The 14913-nt window shown below is 37.3% G+C and carries 23 protein-coding genes; 2 read left to right on the top strand and 21 right to left on the bottom strand.

What is annotated here, in order from left to right; translation table 11 throughout:
- Window positions 1-193: 193 nt before the first annotated feature.
- Together H7254_RS21585 and H7254_RS21580 are read right to left on the bottom strand one after the other, a co-directional pair.
- The gene (locus H7254_RS21585) at window positions 194-256 is read right to left on the bottom strand and encodes a hypothetical protein (RefSeq protein ID WP_367875466.1); all 63 of its coding nucleotides are present in this window, start codon (window positions 254-256) and stop codon (window positions 194-196) included.
- Window positions 257-288: 32 nt separating this feature from the next.
- Window positions 289-381 (bottom strand): hypothetical protein, encoded by a 93-nt coding sequence (locus H7254_RS21580; RefSeq protein WP_367875465.1) that lies wholly within the window; start codon window positions 379-381, stop codon window positions 289-291.
- Between the two features lie 361 nt (window positions 382-742).
- Here H7254_RS21580 and rpsA point away from each other — a divergent pair, with 361 nt between their 5' ends.
- Both rpsA and H7254_RS20020 read left to right on the top strand, forming a co-directional pair.
- Entirely contained in the window at window positions 743-2731 is a 1989-nt protein-coding gene (rpsA, locus tag H7254_RS20025) for a 30S ribosomal protein S1 (protein WP_301934663.1), read from the top strand.
- 269 nt (window positions 2732-3000) lie between these two features.
- Entirely contained in the window at window positions 3001-3477 is a 477-nt protein-coding gene (locus H7254_RS20020; protein WP_301934662.1) for a hypothetical protein, read from the top strand.
- 43 nt (window positions 3478-3520) lie between these two features.
- Here H7254_RS20020 and H7254_RS20015 read toward each other — a convergent pair whose 3' ends face one another.
- From H7254_RS20015 to rpsS, 19 genes are all read right to left on the bottom strand, one after another.
- The gene (locus tag H7254_RS20015; RefSeq protein WP_301934661.1) at window positions 3521-4756 is read right to left on the bottom strand and encodes an NAD(P)/FAD-dependent oxidoreductase; all 1236 of its coding nucleotides are present in this window, start codon (window positions 4754-4756) and stop codon (window positions 3521-3523) included.
- 207 nt (window positions 4757-4963) lie between these two features.
- On the bottom strand, window positions 4964-5803 hold the full coding sequence (map, locus tag H7254_RS20010) for a type I methionyl aminopeptidase (protein ID WP_301934660.1): 840 nt from the start codon (window positions 5801-5803) through the stop codon (window positions 4964-4966).
- Between the two features lie 99 nt (window positions 5804-5902).
- A complete protein-coding gene (gene secY / locus H7254_RS20005; RefSeq protein ID WP_301934659.1) occupies window positions 5903-7240 on the bottom strand; it encodes a preprotein translocase subunit SecY in 1338 nt (445 codons plus the stop codon).
- A gap of 95 nt (window positions 7241-7335) precedes the next feature.
- Window positions 7336-7785 (bottom strand): 50S ribosomal protein L15, encoded by a 450-nt coding sequence (gene rplO, locus H7254_RS20000; RefSeq protein ID WP_301934658.1) that lies wholly within the window; start codon window positions 7783-7785, stop codon window positions 7336-7338.
- Between the two features lie 113 nt (window positions 7786-7898).
- A complete protein-coding gene (rpmD, locus tag H7254_RS19995) occupies window positions 7899-8081 on the bottom strand; it encodes a 50S ribosomal protein L30 (protein WP_301922317.1) in 183 nt (60 codons plus the stop codon).
- A gap of 82 nt (window positions 8082-8163) precedes the next feature.
- A complete protein-coding gene (gene rpsE, locus H7254_RS19990; protein ID WP_301922330.1) occupies window positions 8164-8682 on the bottom strand; it encodes a 30S ribosomal protein S5 in 519 nt (172 codons plus the stop codon).
- Window positions 8683-8709: 27 nt separating this feature from the next.
- Window positions 8710-9063, bottom strand: a complete 354-nt coding sequence (gene rplR, locus H7254_RS19985) for a 50S ribosomal protein L18 (protein ID WP_301934657.1) — start codon at window positions 9061-9063, stop codon at window positions 8710-8712.
- Window positions 9064-9186: 123 nt separating this feature from the next.
- The gene (rplF, locus tag H7254_RS19980; RefSeq protein ID WP_301934656.1) at window positions 9187-9741 is read right to left on the bottom strand and encodes a 50S ribosomal protein L6; all 555 of its coding nucleotides are present in this window, start codon (window positions 9739-9741) and stop codon (window positions 9187-9189) included.
- Between the two features lie 118 nt (window positions 9742-9859).
- Entirely contained in the window at window positions 9860-10258 is a 399-nt protein-coding gene (gene rpsH / locus H7254_RS19975; protein WP_301922006.1) for a 30S ribosomal protein S8, read from the bottom strand.
- Window positions 10259-10386: 128 nt separating this feature from the next.
- A complete protein-coding gene (gene rpsN / locus H7254_RS19970; RefSeq protein WP_301934655.1) occupies window positions 10387-10656 on the bottom strand; it encodes a 30S ribosomal protein S14 in 270 nt (89 codons plus the stop codon).
- Window positions 10657-10673: 17 nt separating this feature from the next.
- Window positions 10674-11240 carry a 50S ribosomal protein L5 gene (rplE, locus tag H7254_RS19965; protein ID WP_301934654.1) on the bottom strand — a complete coding sequence of 189 codons (567 nt, stop codon included), beginning with the start codon at window positions 11238-11240 and terminating at the stop codon, window positions 10674-10676.
- Window positions 11240-11578, bottom strand: coding sequence for a 50S ribosomal protein L24 (rplX, locus tag H7254_RS19960; protein WP_301934653.1), 339 nt, complete (start codon window positions 11576-11578; stop codon window positions 11240-11242). The genes rplE and rplX overlap by 1 nt, the downstream gene beginning before the upstream one ends.
- Window positions 11579-11703: 125 nt before the next feature.
- On the bottom strand, window positions 11704-12072 hold the full coding sequence (gene rplN / locus H7254_RS19955; RefSeq protein ID WP_301934652.1) for a 50S ribosomal protein L14: 369 nt from the start codon (window positions 12070-12072) through the stop codon (window positions 11704-11706).
- Between the two features lie 93 nt (window positions 12073-12165).
- A complete protein-coding gene (gene rpsQ / locus H7254_RS19950) occupies window positions 12166-12441 on the bottom strand; it encodes a 30S ribosomal protein S17 (protein ID WP_301934651.1) in 276 nt (91 codons plus the stop codon).
- 19 nt (window positions 12442-12460) lie between these two features.
- On the bottom strand, window positions 12461-12673 hold the full coding sequence (gene rpmC / locus H7254_RS19945) for a 50S ribosomal protein L29 (protein ID WP_301934650.1): 213 nt from the start codon (window positions 12671-12673) through the stop codon (window positions 12461-12463).
- An 81-nt stretch (window positions 12674-12754) separates the two neighbouring features.
- The gene (gene rplP, locus H7254_RS19940; protein WP_301934649.1) at window positions 12755-13189 is read right to left on the bottom strand and encodes a 50S ribosomal protein L16; all 435 of its coding nucleotides are present in this window, start codon (window positions 13187-13189) and stop codon (window positions 12755-12757) included.
- Window positions 13190-13303: 114 nt separating this feature from the next.
- Window positions 13304-14146 (bottom strand): 30S ribosomal protein S3, encoded by an 843-nt coding sequence (gene rpsC, locus H7254_RS19935; RefSeq protein ID WP_367875464.1) that lies wholly within the window; start codon window positions 14144-14146, stop codon window positions 13304-13306.
- A gap of 30 nt (window positions 14147-14176) precedes the next feature.
- The gene (gene rplV / locus H7254_RS19930) at window positions 14177-14521 is read right to left on the bottom strand and encodes a 50S ribosomal protein L22 (RefSeq protein WP_290339488.1); all 345 of its coding nucleotides are present in this window, start codon (window positions 14519-14521) and stop codon (window positions 14177-14179) included.
- A 62-nt stretch (window positions 14522-14583) separates the two neighbouring features.
- Window positions 14584-14853, bottom strand: coding sequence for a 30S ribosomal protein S19 (gene rpsS, locus H7254_RS19925; protein WP_301924146.1), 270 nt, complete (start codon window positions 14851-14853; stop codon window positions 14584-14586).
- Window positions 14854-14913 lie beyond the last annotated feature (60 nt).

Raw genomic sequence — 14913 nt, 5'->3', positions numbered from 1 at the left:
TTATCAATCCAAAATATTGAAAAAAGCTGGACAAGTATTATTCAAAACTGGGGAATTATTCTTCACCAATATTTAACTATCTTTCAAAATAGATGCAGACTCTAAAATTATGTTTACACAATCTACTTTATAGTCTCACAAATTTTAATAATATCCTGATTAAACCCTGGCAACTTTAATCGCAATGATGGCTTCACTGCAGCATATGGTACCGTTCTTCTTTTACTTTATACATCAGCCGGTGTTCATCTGTTATTCGTTTGCTCCCGCAACCTTCCTGATTACTTTTTAAAGATTCTTGTTACCGATTCCCTGAAATGGAGAACGCAGACAATCTTTAACCTGGTCATTTACTCGTTCTATTACCTTTTTATCCTGCATTTGTAAGTAAAGATAATCTTGCCAGGCATTGATTTACCAAACTAATTATTTCAGGAGATGCTTCGGAGTCCATTTAAAGCTTCTGTAAAAAAAATTTGTTGTAACAACGGAAACCGAGGATAAAATTCATGTGCAGATTTCAATCTACGCTATAATAAAAGTTGCCAAACGGTATGTGGTTGAACCGGGCGTGGCAACGTAGATGCCATGAAAAGATACCGCTTGTTACTAAAAACTAAAAAAAATAGAAATTTTATAGAGAAAAATCTTCTGAAACCCCTGAAAAACCTGCTATTTCAGCGTTTTGTTTGCCTTCATTTTCTTACCTTTGCCCTCCCGTTAAAAAACCGGGGATACTATTATGTCATTTAACAATATTAAACAACTAAACGCAGATGCACAGGAAGGAGCAGCTACCAATGAAGGTGCTGAAACTGCTGCGGTAACAAATGTGCCTGTGGAAGTTGCTGAGGCTGAGGCTCCGGTAACTACTGAACCAGTTGCTGTTAAAGCACCTGTTGAAGAAAGAATCGTGACTGCTCATGATGATTTTGACTGGAGTGTGGACAAACGCAACGTTTCCAGCTACAACAAAGAAGAGAAGGCAAAGTATGATGTTGTGTACGACAACACATTTAAGCAGATTAACGACGGCGAGATGATCCAGGCTACCATTGAGGCAATTACTAAAACAGATGCTGTTGTAAACATCGGTTTTAAAAGTGATGGCTTAATTTCTTTGAACGAATTCAGAGATGTAGTGGGTGGATTAAAAGTAGGCGACATTATTGAAGTAATGGTGGTGGAAAAAGAAGACAGGGACGGTAATCTGAATCTTAGCCGCAAACAAGCCCGTACCAGCAGAGCCTGGGAAAGAATTGTAGAGTTACACAAAACCGGCGAAATAGTTACCGGTATTGTTACCAGCAAAACAAAAGGCGGTCTTATTGTGGATGTATTTGGTATGGAAACATTCTTACCAGGTAGCCAGATAGACGTTAAGCCAGTTACAGATTACGATCAGTTTGTTGGCAAAACAATGGAATTTAAAGTGGTTAAAATCAACGAAACCATTAAGAATGCCGTTGTATCTCATAAAGCTCTTATTGAAAGTGATATCGAAGCACAACGTGCTGAAATTATTGGCAAACTCGAAAAAGGACAAGTATTGGAAGGTACCATCAAAAACATCACCGACTTTGGTGCGTTTCTTGATTTGGGCGGCTTAGATGGCTTGTTGTATATCACAGATATTTCATGGGGTCGTATCAACCATCCAACAGAAGTGTTGAAGATGGATCAAAAACTGAACGTAGTAGTATTAGATTTTGATGATGATAAAAAACGTATCAGCCTTGGTTTAAAACAATTAACTCCACACCCTTGGGATACCCTGAGCGAATCCATTAAAGAAGGTGAAGTAGTGAAAGGTAAAGTAGTAAATATTGAAGACTACGGTGCTTTTCTTGAAATTATGCCGGGTGTTGAAGGTTTGGTACATGTAAGCGAAATTACATGGGCTAATACGCCGATCAATGCTAAAGAGTTCTTTAAACTGAATGACACCTACGAAGCTAAAATTGTAACCTTAGATAAAGACACCCGTAAGATGAGCTTATCTATTAAACAAATGGCCAACGATCCGTGGAGCGAAATTGATGTTAAATTCCCTGAAGGAAGCAAACATACAGGTGTTGTTAAAAACATTACTCCTTACGGCGTATTTATTGAACTGGCAACGGGTATTGGCGGAATGATTCACATCAGCGATTTGAGCTGGTTAAAACGTTTCAACAACCCTAATGAATATACAAAAGTGGGCGAATCAATAGAAGTGATCATTATGAACATTGATAAAGATGGCCGCAAATTACAGTTAGGACATAAGCAAATTGAAGAAGATCCATGGAATTCACTGGAAGAAACTTTTGCTGTTGGAACTGTACACGAAGGAACTGTTAGCAAAAAAGATGACAAAGGTGCTGTTGTACAATTACCTTATGGACTGGAAGGCTTTGCGCCGAGCCGTCACCTTGCAAAAGAAGATGGTAAAACCATTGGTGCAGATGAAATTGCACAGTTTATGGTAATTGAATTTGACCGCAACGACAAACGCATCGTTCTTAGCCATACCCGTCTTTGGGAGCAGGCTATTGAAGAAGTGAAGCAAGCTGAATTTAAAGAAAAGAAAGCAGATGCTGAAGTAACCAAAAAGGCTGTTAAAAATCTACAAAGCAAAGTAGAAAAATCAACCTTAGGCGACCTGGGAGTATTGGCCGGATTAAAAGCTAAAATGGACAGTGCTGCTGCAGATGCATCCGCCGTTGATGAAGCGCCAAAATCTGAGTAAGCTGTATAAATTTTTATGATCAGATCCCATTGCGAAAGCAGTGGGATTTTTTTGTTACTGCATTTTCAACGATGGTTTTTATCCACGGTTAAAGTGCATACAAAAAATATTGTCCGGGCTAAGAAGCAATGGGCATCATGGTTGCGTCGCACTCTTGTACAGTATCGTTCTGTTGAACTTTTATTAAAGCGGGTATAGAAATATTTATCTTTCAATAGTTTTACAGGGTGCAAAGAGCCGTTTACTAAAAAACTAACTACCTTTAAACCATGAATAATTTTAATAAATATTTTAAATTGATGGCTTTGCTTTTGGGTGGGTTCATTGGTTTTTTAGGATTGATCATTGTAATTTTTTACATGCTTAAATTATTTTCGGTTACCCTGTTTTACATCCCCGGATTTGATCGTTTTTTTAATTTCGTTATTATTGTCATACCCTATATCATTTTCTTTTTTGGTTACTATTACCTTCATAAAAAAATCCCTTTATCCAAAAGTAAAACGGCTGCAATAATTGCAAAGGCTTTTCTTATCATTGGCAGTTTGCTTTGTGCCGCCACAATGGTATTGGCCACGCTTAAATTATTTGGCGTGCAAAAAACCTTCCTGCTAACATTTGACGAAAACTCTCAGTACGGCTGGATAGCCCAGATTGTGATCTTATTTTTTACAGCACTCATATTGGCCAGTGGCGATGCCAAAGAAAAAGACTGGATGGATAAGAAAGTGATGAGTGATGAGTGATGAGTGATGAGTGATAAGTTTTTTAGCGCTGGATTATTTTCAATTATTGGGTAGCTTTATCTGCGGTTGCCTTTGCTGCAAGGTAACCTGTTGTCCATGCGTTTTGAAAATTAAATCCTCCTGTTACTCCATCCGTGTTGGTTACTTCTCCGCAGAAAAAAAGATTGCGTGCAATTTTGCTTTCCATTGTGTTATAATCAATTTCACTTAATGCAACACCTCCGGCTGTTACAAATTCTTCTTTAAAAGTTGTTTTTCCGTTCACAAAAAATTCCTGCGCACATAAATTTTTAATTAGTTTATTTTGTTCTTTTGCCGGCAAATCAGCCCAGCGAATCTCTTCATTAATACCGGATTGTTGTAATAAATACTGCCATAACCTTTGTGGCAATGCAAAGGGATTACGATTGCTTATTTTTTGTGCGGCTATCTCAAAACGAACCTGCTGAAATTTATCTTTTAATGTTTGTTCATTGTATAACGAAACCCAATTGATGATGGCAGTACATTTATAATTATCATTGGCCAATTGCCTGGCACCCCAGGCAGATAATTTTAAAATTGCAGGCCCGCTCATTCCCCAATGAGTGATTAACAAAGAGCCTTGTTCAGTTAATTTGGTACCCGCTATTTTAACGGTTACATTTTCTACTGTAACCCCCATCAATGCCGTAATAGCATTACCGGGCATATTAAAAGTAAATAATGAGGGAACCGGTGCTTCGATAGTATGTCCGGTATTTTTTAACCACTCAAACTGTGTTGATTTAGGATATCCACCGCTGGCAATACAAATAAAATCAGCCTCCAAAATGCTTTCATTCGCAAACTGCAGTTGCCAGTAATCGCTGGTTTTGTTAATTGATTTTACTTCTTTGTTCATCGATATGTCAACACCATATTTATTTACTTCCTGCATTAAACAATCAATGATAGTTTGTGAAGAATTACTTGCGGGAAACATCCTTCCGTCTGCTTCTGTTTTTAATTCAACTCCTCTTTCTTTAAACCAGCTAATGGTATCAGTTGTAAAAAAATGCTGAAATGCTTTCTTTAAAAAACTGCCTCCCCGCGGATACTTTTTAATCATTTCAGTAATACTGTAACAGGCATGTGTAACATTGCAACGACCACCTCCACTCACTTTTACTTTGGTTAACAGCTTACTGGTTTTTTCTACAATCATTACTTCCAGCAATGGGTTCATCCTTGCCGCATTAACTGCACAAAAGAAACCTGCTGCTCCGCCGCCAATTACTATTAACCGCTTTTTTTTCATGAAGATATAGTTTGAATAAAACCGCTATTTTATCAATTAATTTTTGAGAAAAATATTTCTAATATTATAAGAGACAAAAATAACTTAGCCGAAAATAATCTGCAAGATATATTAAACCCGCTTCGATAAAAGACCATAAAAGGAATGCGGTACAAGAGGGCGATGCAACAATGATCACCATTGCCTTTTAGTCTGGACAAAAAATTGTTAAACAGGCATAGACGATATAAGAACGGTTGAATAGTCTGAACACAAATTAATATTTGCTTTTTCAGCAGCTTCAATTTCTGTAAACGAAGATAAAATATCAGCCTTTGCGCCTTTTTGAATAGAAACGTTGTGTTCATAATGTGCAGCAGGTTTACCGTCTTCGGTACGAATGGTCCACCCGTCCTTATCGTGGTATACATTTTTTGTTCCCATGTTGATCATGGGCTCAATTGCTATCACCATACCCTCTTTTAATTTTGCTCCGGTACCTCTTTTACCATAGTTAGGCACCTGAGGTTCTTCATGTAAATGGCGACCCAAGCCATGGCCTACCAAATCCCTTACTACACCATAGTTATGTTCCCGCTCGGTATAATGTTGTATTGCGTAGGCAATGTCTCCTATCCTGTTTCCCTGCGTAGCTTTTTCAATGCCTTTGTATAAAGATTCTTTTGTTACCCTTAACAATTGCTTTACTTCCTGCGGAATTTCACCTATTGCAAAAGTATATGCACTATCCCCATGAAACCCATTGATAAAAGTCCCTACATCTACAGAAACAATATCGCCTTCTTTTAAGGCAGTTTTTGTTGGAAACCCATGCACCACTGCATCATTCACCGACATGCAGCAGGCAAAGGGAAATGCCGGACTGCCATAGCCTTTAAAAGAAGGTGTAGCACCATTGTCCCTGATAAATTGTTCTGCTACCTGGTCAATCTCCCAGGTAGAAATTCCCGGACGAATAATTGCAGCAATTGTAGCAAGCGTTTTACTAACCAATAAACTGCTAATCCGCATCAGTTCAATTTCTGATTTTGTTTTATAATGAATCATAAAAAATATTGTTTAAAAAATAAACCCCGACAATGAGCGTCAGGGTTTAAAATTATAATTATGTTTACTCCCATTTAAACCGGGATGGGTTTGTGTGTATTAAATGCCACTCACAGCTGAAGCCTGCCTTCCCTGGATACGTCCCGAGCTCATTAAGCCATCGTACTGGCGCATTAATAACTGGGTTTCTACCTGCTGCAAAGTATCCAGGATTACCGCTACCATAATCAGTAACGAGGTACCTCCGTAAAAAGTTGCAAATGCCTGCTGAGTTTTAAACACCAATTGAAACAGACCTGGTAAAATACCCACAAAAGCCAATAACACGGCACCTGGTAATGTAATTCTATCCATGATGGTCCCGATATAATCTGCAGTTGGCTGACCTGGTTTTACACCCGGTATAAATCCGTTATTGCGTTTTAAATCTTCTGCCATTTGCTTCGGATTAAAGATCAATGCAGTATAAAGAAAAGTAAATGCAATTACACAAATTGAGTATACGATCATATACACCCAGTTGGTATGATCAGTAAAATATTTAGCCCAGCCTCCACCGGTAAATCCGGAAAAAATAGTTGGTAAAAATAAGATAGCCTGTGCAAAAATAATCGGCATAACACCCGAAGCATTTACCTTTAAAGGAAGAAAATTTCTAGCACCTCCAAACTGTCTGTTCCCTACAATTTGCTTTGCATAGTTCACCGGTACTTTCCTGGTACCCTGGATCAACAATATCAATCCCATAATGATAGCTACTAAAAATGCTATCTCAATTAAAAATATTAATAAGCCACCACCACCTCTGGTTGCCCTTGATGTCCACTCTTGAATAAATGCCTGCGGCAACCTGGCTAAGATACCCATCATAATAATGATTGAAGTACCATTTCCCAAACCTTTATCGGTAATTTTTTCACCCAACCACATTACAAATAAAGTACCAGTAGTTAAAAGTATAACAGTAGAAACTACAAAATAACTGGCATAGGACGGTAACAACGCTTCCGCATTGCCGGCACTTTTAAGATAACCTATATAAGCTGCTGCCTGAAAAGCAGTAACGATAACAGTCAGGTAACGAGTCCATTGATTTATTTTCTTTCTGCCGCTCTCTCCTTCCTTTTGCACTTTGGCCATCTGCGGCACCAGGATGGTGATTAACTGCATAAAAATGGAAGCCGAAATGTAAGGCATAATACCCAATGCAAAAATGGAAGCCTTCGAAAACGCTCCTCCCACAAATGCATCCAGCAACCCTAACATACCATTTTTAGTGCTGTTACTTAAATTAGCTAATTTGTTAGGATCAATACCAGGCAAGACAATAAACGAACCCAGACGATAAATAAATATCAGAAACAGGGTGAACATTATCTTATTCCGAAGCTCTTCAATGCTCCAGATATTTTTCAATGTTTGAATTGATTTCTTCACAGAATTAAATCGGTTTAAATGTTTTCGTACAACTAAAAATACGCTTTCAATTCCTGCACGTTTCGGCAAGCAGAGTGTCTGTAAATATCGTTAAATTATTTAACTATTTCAACAGTTCCACCGGCGGCTTCAATAGCAACTTTAGCTTTTTCGCTAATTGCATTTACTTTAAAAGAAAACTTTCCTTTTATTTCGCCTACACCTAAAATTTTAATATTATCATTTTGGCTTATTAAACCATTGATGTATAAATTTTGAGGCGTAAATTCTGTAATACTGTACTTTTCTGCGTAATGATCAATCTGTCCTAAATTGATTACTTTATATTCAATACGATTGATGTTTTTGAAACCACGTTTTGGAACACGGCGTTGAATGGGCATCTGACCGCCTTCAAAACCCATTTTACTTTTATAACCAGCACGGCTTTGTCCACCTTTATTACCTTTAGTAGAAGTACCACCTTTACCACTTGCTTCTCCACGACCTATGCGTTTTGCTTTATGTGTTGCTCCTTTAGCGGGTCTTAATGAATGTAATTCCATGTTAATTTTGATTTTGTACTTACGGGGTATCACCCCTCGCAATTAATTTAAAAATTTGACGACTTACTAATCAGAAAATACCCAACATTGAGCAATTAGCCAATTTGAACATTCTATGCTATTTCAACCACTTTAATAAGATGATTCACTTTACGAACCATACCTAAAATCTGTGGAGTAGCTTCTACTTCTACAGAAGCATTCATTTTTCTTAAACCCAACGCTACCATTGTTCTTTTCTGGCGTTCCGGTCTGTCTATTACGCTTTTTACCTGTGTTACTTTTATCTTTTTCATTATATTAAGTTGTGAGTTTTCGGTTACAAATTATAAGTATAAAATCTAGCTTAGCACTTACAATTTATTACTTTTAACTTCATTATCCGTTAAAAACTTTCTTTAAAGAAATACCTCTTATTTTTGCTACAGCAATGGGCTCACGTAAAGTAGCCAAAGCTTTAACAGTTGCTTTTACTACGTTAGTTGGGTTTGCAGAACCAAGACTCTTTGCCAACACGTCTGTAATACCAGCCGCTTCCAAAACAGCACGCATGCTACCTCCGGCGATTACACCGGTACCATGTGCGGCAGGCTTGATAAAAACCTTTGCAGCGCCTTCTTTGCTCAGTTGTTCGTGTGGTATTGTACCATGCATAACCGGAACTTTTATCAAATTCTTTTTTGCATCTTCAATCCCTTTTGTGATAGCTTCCTGTACTTCTTTTGCTTTACCTAAACCTTGACCTACAACACCTGCCCCATTGCCCACCACCACTAATGCAGAAAAACTAAAGGCACGGCCGCCTTTGGTAGTTTTTACCACCCGGTTGATAGAAACAACTTTTTCTTTCAACTCAAGATCACCGGCTTTTACTCTGTTATCGTTTGCTTTTAACATGTATAGTTCTTATTAGAAAATTTATAATTAAAATTGTAAACCACCTTCTCTTGCACCTTCCGCAACTGCTTTTACACGGCCATGGTAAATATATCCACCACGATCAAAAACTACTGTAGTAAGACCCAGTTCAGTAGCTTTCCTGGCGATAGCATTACCAACTAGTTTGCTCTTTTCTGTTTTATTAAGCTTTTGTGCTTTAATGTCCTTGTCCAGTGATGAAACCGACGCAATGGTTGAACCATTTTCATCATTAATTAGCTGTGCATAAATATCAGCATTGCTTCTGAAAACACTTAACCTTGGTCTTACAGCAACACCATTTATTTTTTTACGGATGCGAAACTTAATCTTTTCCCTTGCACTTGATTTATTATTCATGATCTTTTATTTTTCTCCCCGATACTGCCGGAGCATTTTATTTAAAATTTGTACTGTAATTTGAAACTCCCTTTCGGGTTTGAGCCATTTTCCACCTGGCACATTCTCAAATTTTAATATTAATTATTTACCAGCGGATTTACCAGCTTTTCTCCTCAATACTTCTCCTTTAAATTTAACACCCTTTCCTTTGTATGGTTCCGGCTTGCGTAATCCGCGTATTTTAGCACATACCTGACCTATCAATTGTTTGTCCACACCTTCCAAAGTAATGATTGGATTTTGTCCTTTTTCCTGCGAAGTAACCACCTTTAATTCTTTAGGTATTTCAAAAATAATATTATGAGAATAACCCAAAGCAAGATCTAAAATATTTCCTGTACTTGCAGCTTTAAAACCTACACCTACTAATTCAAGTTGCTTTACATATCCATCCGTAACTCCCTTCACCATATTATTTACCAATGAACGGTATAAACCATGCATTGCTTTATGACGTATCTGGTCAGTTGGACGAACCAATTCCAGAGAACCATCTTTCACTTCCATTTTGATATCTCTGTCAACTACCTGCTTTAATTCTCCTTTTGGACCTTTAACAGTAACCACATTATCGGCACCAATTGTAATAGTAACCCCTGCAGGGAACTCAACTGGCTTTTTTCCTATTCTAGACATAGTCGGTTTTAATTTTATTGTTATCAGGTCAGTTTGTGTTCAGCCACGACTTAGGCTTAATTGTCAAACCTTTAAAATTATTTATAAATTAGCCAATCGCTAATCATCTCATTCGCTATTAGTAAATATTGCATAAAACTTCGCCGCCTACATTCTGCGCCTTTGCTTCTTTATCTGTCATTACTCCTTTTGAAGTAGAAACGATTGCAATACCTAAACCATTCTTTACTCTTTTAAATTCATCTGGTTTTGCATAAGTGCGCAATCCCGGACGTGATACTCTTTCCAAACTTTGAATTACCGGTAATTTGGTAGCTGCATCATATTTTAAGGCTATTTTAATTACACCTTGCTTATTATCATCTTCAAATTTGTACTTTAAAATGTATCCCTTATCGTACAAAATTTCTGTCATGCGTTTTTTTAGGTTAGACGCAGGAATCTCAACAATACGATGATTGGCCATTTGGGCGTTACGAATTCTTGTAAGAAAATCTGCTATCGGATCAGTTACCATTGTTATTTCAATTAGTTATTTAAATAAATTATTTCAATGCGATATCCAGGCTAGTTGTTACTTTTCCGCTGTTAACTTATAACAATGGTCCTTATCCCAACTAATATCTTTATACTTTTTACTTTAGATTACCAGCTTGCCTTGGTAACACCAGGTATTTTTCCAGCCAATGCCATATCGCGAAACATATTCCTTGAAAGGGCAAAATGCCTCATATATCCTCTTGGGCGTCCTGTTAACTGGCACCGATTTCTTAAACGTACAGGAGATGCGTTCTTTGGTAAAAGATCCAAAGCTTTATAATCGCCGGCAGCTTTTAATGTTGCTCTTTTTTCAGCAAATTTTGCGCTCATTACTTCACGCTTTCTTTGCCTGGCTTCAATTGATTTTTTTGCCATGTTCTGTTATTGTTTAATTATTTTTTTACATTTTTAAAAGGCATACCTAATTCTTTCAACAGTTCAAATGCTTCTTCATTTGTAGATGCTGTTGTAACGAAAGTAATATCCATTCCGGTAATTTTATTTACCTTATCGATATCAATTTCAGGAAAAATAATTTGCTCTGTAATACCCAAAGTATAATTACCGCGGCCATCAAATGATTTATCATTGATACCTTTGAAATCACGTACACGAGGTAAAGAAACAGATACAAACCTGTCGAGAAATTCAAACATCTTAACTCCACGAAGTGTAACCCTTGCACCAATCGGCATAGCTTTACGCAACTTAAAATTAGAGATATCTTTCTTACTCATAGTAGCAACTGCTTTTTGACCAGTTATAGTTGATAACTCTTCAACAGCAATATCTACTAATTTCTTATCTGCAACAGCTCCATTCACTCCACGATTTAAACAAATCTTGGAAAGCTTTGGGGCCTGCATGATGGTTTTATAACCAAATTTTTTCATTAAAGCAGGTACAACTTCTTTAGTGTACTTATCTGCTAATCTTGGAGTGTAAGTTGTTGTGCTCATTATTTTATAGCCTCCCCTGATTTTTTAGATATTCTGATTAATTTACCGTTTTCCCTGGTACGTTTAACTTTTGTAGGGCCACCTGTTTTAGCATCCCACAACATTACATTACTAATGTTGATTGGTGCTTCGATTTTTACAATACCACCCTTGGTATTTTGTGAAGTGGGTTTAGTATGTTTAGTAACGATGTTTACACCTTCAACTAAAACACGACCTTTTTCTAAAATAACTTCCAACACTTTACGTGGCTTTTTCAGGTCCTTGTCTTCACCGGTAATAACTACAACGCTATCGCCTTTTTTAATGCTAAACTTGGGTTTAAATCTTGTACTCATGTTAATTTAATTTGTTAATTTGATAATGTGCTAATCTATTCAAATTAAGGCTTGTTTTATTCTATACGTTTATGTAAACTGATACTAAAAGCTAACTATCTAATCAGCACATCAGCTAATTTATGTTACAATACTTCCGGCGCTAGCGATATAATTTTCATGTATCCCTTATCTCTTAATTCACGAGCCACCGGCCCAAAAATACGGGTACCTCTTGGTTCATCTGCATTGTTCAGCAATACGACTGCGTTATCATCAAAGCGAATGTAAGAACCATCCTTGCGACGCAATTTATTTACAGTTCTTACTATCACAGCCTTGCTCACCGTACCTTTTTTTATACCACCGTTTGGAGTTGCATCCTTTACGGTAACAACTATTTTATCACCTATTTTAGCGTAGTCTTGTCCCGAGTTGCCCAAAACACGTATACACAAAACCTGTTTGGCACCACTGTTATCGGCTACGTTCAATCTGCTTTCTTGCTGAATCATTTTAATTTACTTTATACTTGCCCTGTTTTAGAGGATAAGCAATTAAAAACATTTTATAAAAAGATGTCACCAATTGCGTGACAGCGTATAATACTATTTTACTTTTTCAACTATTTCAACCAGTCTCCAGCGTTTCGTTTTGCTGATAGGACGCGTTTCCATAATCCGTACAGTATCACCGATACTGCATTCATTCTTTTCGTCGTGTGCATGAAATTTGGTAGATTTTTTTACAAACTTACCATAAAGCGGATGCTTTACTTTTCTTTCTACCTTAACCACAATGGATTTATCCATTTTGTTGCTGGAAACAACTCCAACCCTTATTTTACGTAAGTTTCTTTCTATCGTTGTTACTACTGCGCTCATTGGTTGCAAAATTTATGGTTTAATTTAAACCGAGTTCTATCTTTCTTAATGCTGTTTTTAAACGGGCTAAATCCCTGCGCAATAAACGCATACTAACCGGATTCTCTAATGGAGAAATACTGTGAGCAAAAGATACTTTCTTCAAACGTAATTCGTCTTCAGCGATCTTGGCTTTTAAGTCTTCCAGACCTAATCCCTTAATGCTCGTTAAAAAATCTGCTTTATTTGACATTATATTCTAATTTGGAAATTTGAAAATTCAAAAATTTAAAAACTGCAGTACGCAATTGCATTTACACATTTTCGCATTTTCTTATTTGCTAATTACTTCAGCTGCGTAATCCCTGCGAACAACAAATTTTACTGCAATGGGTAATTTTTGTGCTGCCAGTTCAAAGGCTTCTTTTGCTACCTGTAATGGAACACCGTCTGCTTCAAACAAAATACGTCCGGGTTCAACTACTGCAGCCCAATATTCAGGGTTACCTTTACCTTTACCCATCCTTACCTCGGCTGGCTTTTTAGTAATTGGTTTATCCGGAAAAATTCTAATCCAAACATTTCCTTCCCTTTTCATGTGACGGGTTAAGGCCTGACGGGCACTTTCAATTTGCCTGTTAGTTAACCAAATTGGTTCCAGTGCTTTTAAAGCAAACGATCCGAAAGCGATGGTAGTGCCTCTTTTAGCAGTTTCCCTGATCCGACCTTTCTGCGCCTTTCTATGTTTTGCTCTTTTTGGTTGTAACATTTTAATTCAATTTGCTAATTCGATAATGTGCTTATTTGCTGCTAACAAACTCAACACTTTTACTATTTTTAACACTGTCTTAATTAGCATATCAGCTAACCAGCACATTGGTTTTTATCTTCTTCCACCCTGTTGTCCACCGGTGCGGTTTCCACCACCTTGTCCCTGGCCACCGCCACCTCTTCTGTCTCCACCTTGTCCGCCGCCTCTTCTATCTCTGTCACCACCGCCTCTTCTGTCATCAAAACCACCACGGTTTTCAAAACCACCTCTAGAATCACCTTCTTTACCACCACCCGCTAAAATATTAGGATTCAGATCTCTTTTCGCCAAAACTTCCCCTTTGCAAATCCACACTTTAATACCAATCTTTCCGTAAACAGTCTGAGCAAATACGCTTGCGTAATCAATGTCCATGCGCAGTGTATGTAATGGTGTCCTGCCTTGTTTAATTTCTTCACTACGGGCAATTTCAGCACCACCCAAACGACCACCGCACCTTACCTTAATTCCTTCAGCCCCCATTCTCAATGCAGATGCAATTGCCATTTTAACAGCACGCTTAAAATTTATCCTTCCTTCTAACTGGCGGGCGATTGTATCAGCTACAATTTGTGCATCCAGTTCAGGACGGCGAATTTCCAATATGTTTATCTGTACATCCTCTTTACCTGTCAATTTCTTCAATTCTTCTTTGATCCTGTCAACCTCACCACCACCTTTACCAATGATGATACCAGGCTTGGACGTATGTATGGTAACGATCAGTTTGTTAAGTGTACGCTCAATAACTATCTTGGATATACCACCTTTGTTGATACGGGCATTCAGGTAAGTTCTGATCTTATGATCTTCAATTAACTTGTTACCAAAATCTTTTTTATGTGCGTACCAATTACTGTCCCATCCACGGATGATTCCTAGTCTGATACCAATCGGATTTGTTTTCTGACCCATATTGTTGGTTAATTCGTTTTAATTAATTTATTAACTTTTGCTATCTACTATTAAAGTTACATGGTTACTGCGCTTGCGCACTTTATATCCACGTCCCTGTGGTGCCGGGCGCATCCGCTTAATAACTCTTCCGCCGTCAACCATTACAGTTTTTACTACCAGTTTAGCATCTTCTACCTTTACATCTGTATTTTTTTGCTCCCAGTTATTGATAGCACTTTTTAATAACTTATATAAAGGAACAGCTGGATGTTTAGTGTTAAATTGTAAAACACCTAAAGCCTTTTCTACTTCCATTCCACGTATCAAATCAACCAGTAAACGCATTTTACGCGGTGAAGTTGGATAATTGTTAAGTTTAGCTACTGCTTCCATTTTTATTTAGTTTCAAGTTTTTATTTTCTGTTCATCCGAACAATAAATTCTAAACTTTTTTATTACATTTTTTTACTTGAGTGACCCCTAAAATTTCTTGTCGGTGCAAATTCACCTAATTTATGACCAACCATAAATTCTGTAACATAAACAGGAATAAACTTATTTCCATTATGCACTGCTAACGTGTGACCAACAAAATCAGGACTGATTGTAGAACGACGTGACCATGTTTTAATAACACCTTTCTTATTTTTACCTTCATTTATCGCCAAAACCTTTTCTTCCAGGTTAGCATCAATATAAGGACCTTTTTTAACCGAACGTGGCATAGTATTGTATTTTTTGTTGATTTTTCCGGTTCAATACCAGAATATTTTAACATGAATAAT

It is taken from the genome of Ferruginibacter sp. (assembly GCF_014377975.1).
Classification (GTDB): domain Bacteria; phylum Bacteroidota; class Bacteroidia; order Chitinophagales; family Chitinophagaceae; genus Ferruginibacter.
This window is presented reverse-complemented; position numbering and strand designations above follow the sequence as displayed.

Coding starts and splice junctions, on each gene's coding strand:
- rplP (WP_301934649.1), bottom strand. CDS start 13,189: ATGTTACAACCAAAAAGAGCAAAACATAGAAAGGCGCAGAAAGGTCGG.
- map (WP_301934660.1), bottom strand. CDS start 5,803: ATGATTCATTATAAAACAAAATCAGAAATTGAACTGATGCGGATTAGC.
- rpmC (WP_301934650.1), bottom strand. CDS start 12,673: ATGTCAAATAAAGCAGATTTTTTAACGAGCATTAAGGGATTAGGTCTG.
- rplR (WP_301934657.1), bottom strand. CDS start 9,063: ATGAATAATAAATCAAGTGCAAGGGAAAAGATTAAGTTTCGCATCCGT.
- H7254_RS21580 (WP_367875465.1), bottom strand. CDS start 381: ATGCAGGATAAAAAGGTAATAGAACGAGTAAATGACCAGGTTAAAGAT.
- rpsQ (WP_301934651.1), bottom strand. CDS start 12,441: ATGAGCGCAGTAGTAACAACGATAGAAAGAAACTTACGTAAAATAAGG.
- rpmD (WP_301922317.1), bottom strand. CDS start 8,081: ATGAAAAAGATAAAAGTAACACAGGTAAAAAGCGTAATAGACAGACCG.
- rpsA (WP_301934663.1), top strand. CDS start 743: ATGTCATTTAACAATATTAAACAACTAAACGCAGATGCACAGGAAGGA.
- rpsE (WP_301922330.1), bottom strand. CDS start 8,682: ATGTTAAAAGCAAACGATAACAGAGTAAAAGCCGGTGATCTTGAGTTG.
- rplF (WP_301934656.1), bottom strand. CDS start 9,741: ATGTCTAGAATAGGAAAAAAGCCAGTTGAGTTCCCTGCAGGGGTTACT.
- rplX (WP_301934653.1), bottom strand. CDS start 11,578: ATGAGTACAAGATTTAAACCCAAGTTTAGCATTAAAAAAGGCGATAGC.
- rpsC (WP_367875464.1), bottom strand. CDS start 14,146: ATGGGTCAGAAAACAAATCCGATTGGTATCAGACTAGGAATCATCCGT.
- rplO (WP_301934658.1), bottom strand. CDS start 7,785: ATGGAATTACATTCATTAAGACCCGCTAAAGGAGCAACACATAAAGCA.
- H7254_RS20015 (WP_301934661.1), bottom strand. CDS start 4,756: ATGAAAAAAAAGCGGTTAATAGTAATTGGCGGCGGAGCAGCAGGTTTC.
- rplV (WP_290339488.1), bottom strand. CDS start 14,521: ATGGAAGCAGTAGCTAAACTTAACAATTATCCAACTTCACCGCGTAAA.
- rplN (WP_301934652.1), bottom strand. CDS start 12,072: ATGATTCAGCAAGAAAGCAGATTGAACGTAGCCGATAACAGTGGTGCC.
- rpsS (WP_301924146.1), bottom strand. CDS start 14,853: ATGCCACGTTCGGTTAAAAAAGGTCCTTATATTGATGCTAACCTGGAA.
- rplE (WP_301934654.1), bottom strand. CDS start 11,240: ATGAGCACAACAACTTACACTCCAAGATTAGCAGATAAGTACACTAAA.
- rpsH (WP_301922006.1), bottom strand. CDS start 10,258: ATGGTAACTGATCCGATAGCAGATTTTCTTACAAGAATTCGTAACGCC.
- H7254_RS20020 (WP_301934662.1), top strand. CDS start 3,001: ATGAATAATTTTAATAAATATTTTAAATTGATGGCTTTGCTTTTGGGT.
- rpsN (WP_301934655.1), bottom strand. CDS start 10,656: ATGGCAAAAAAATCAATTGAAGCCAGGCAAAGAAAGCGTGAAGTAATG.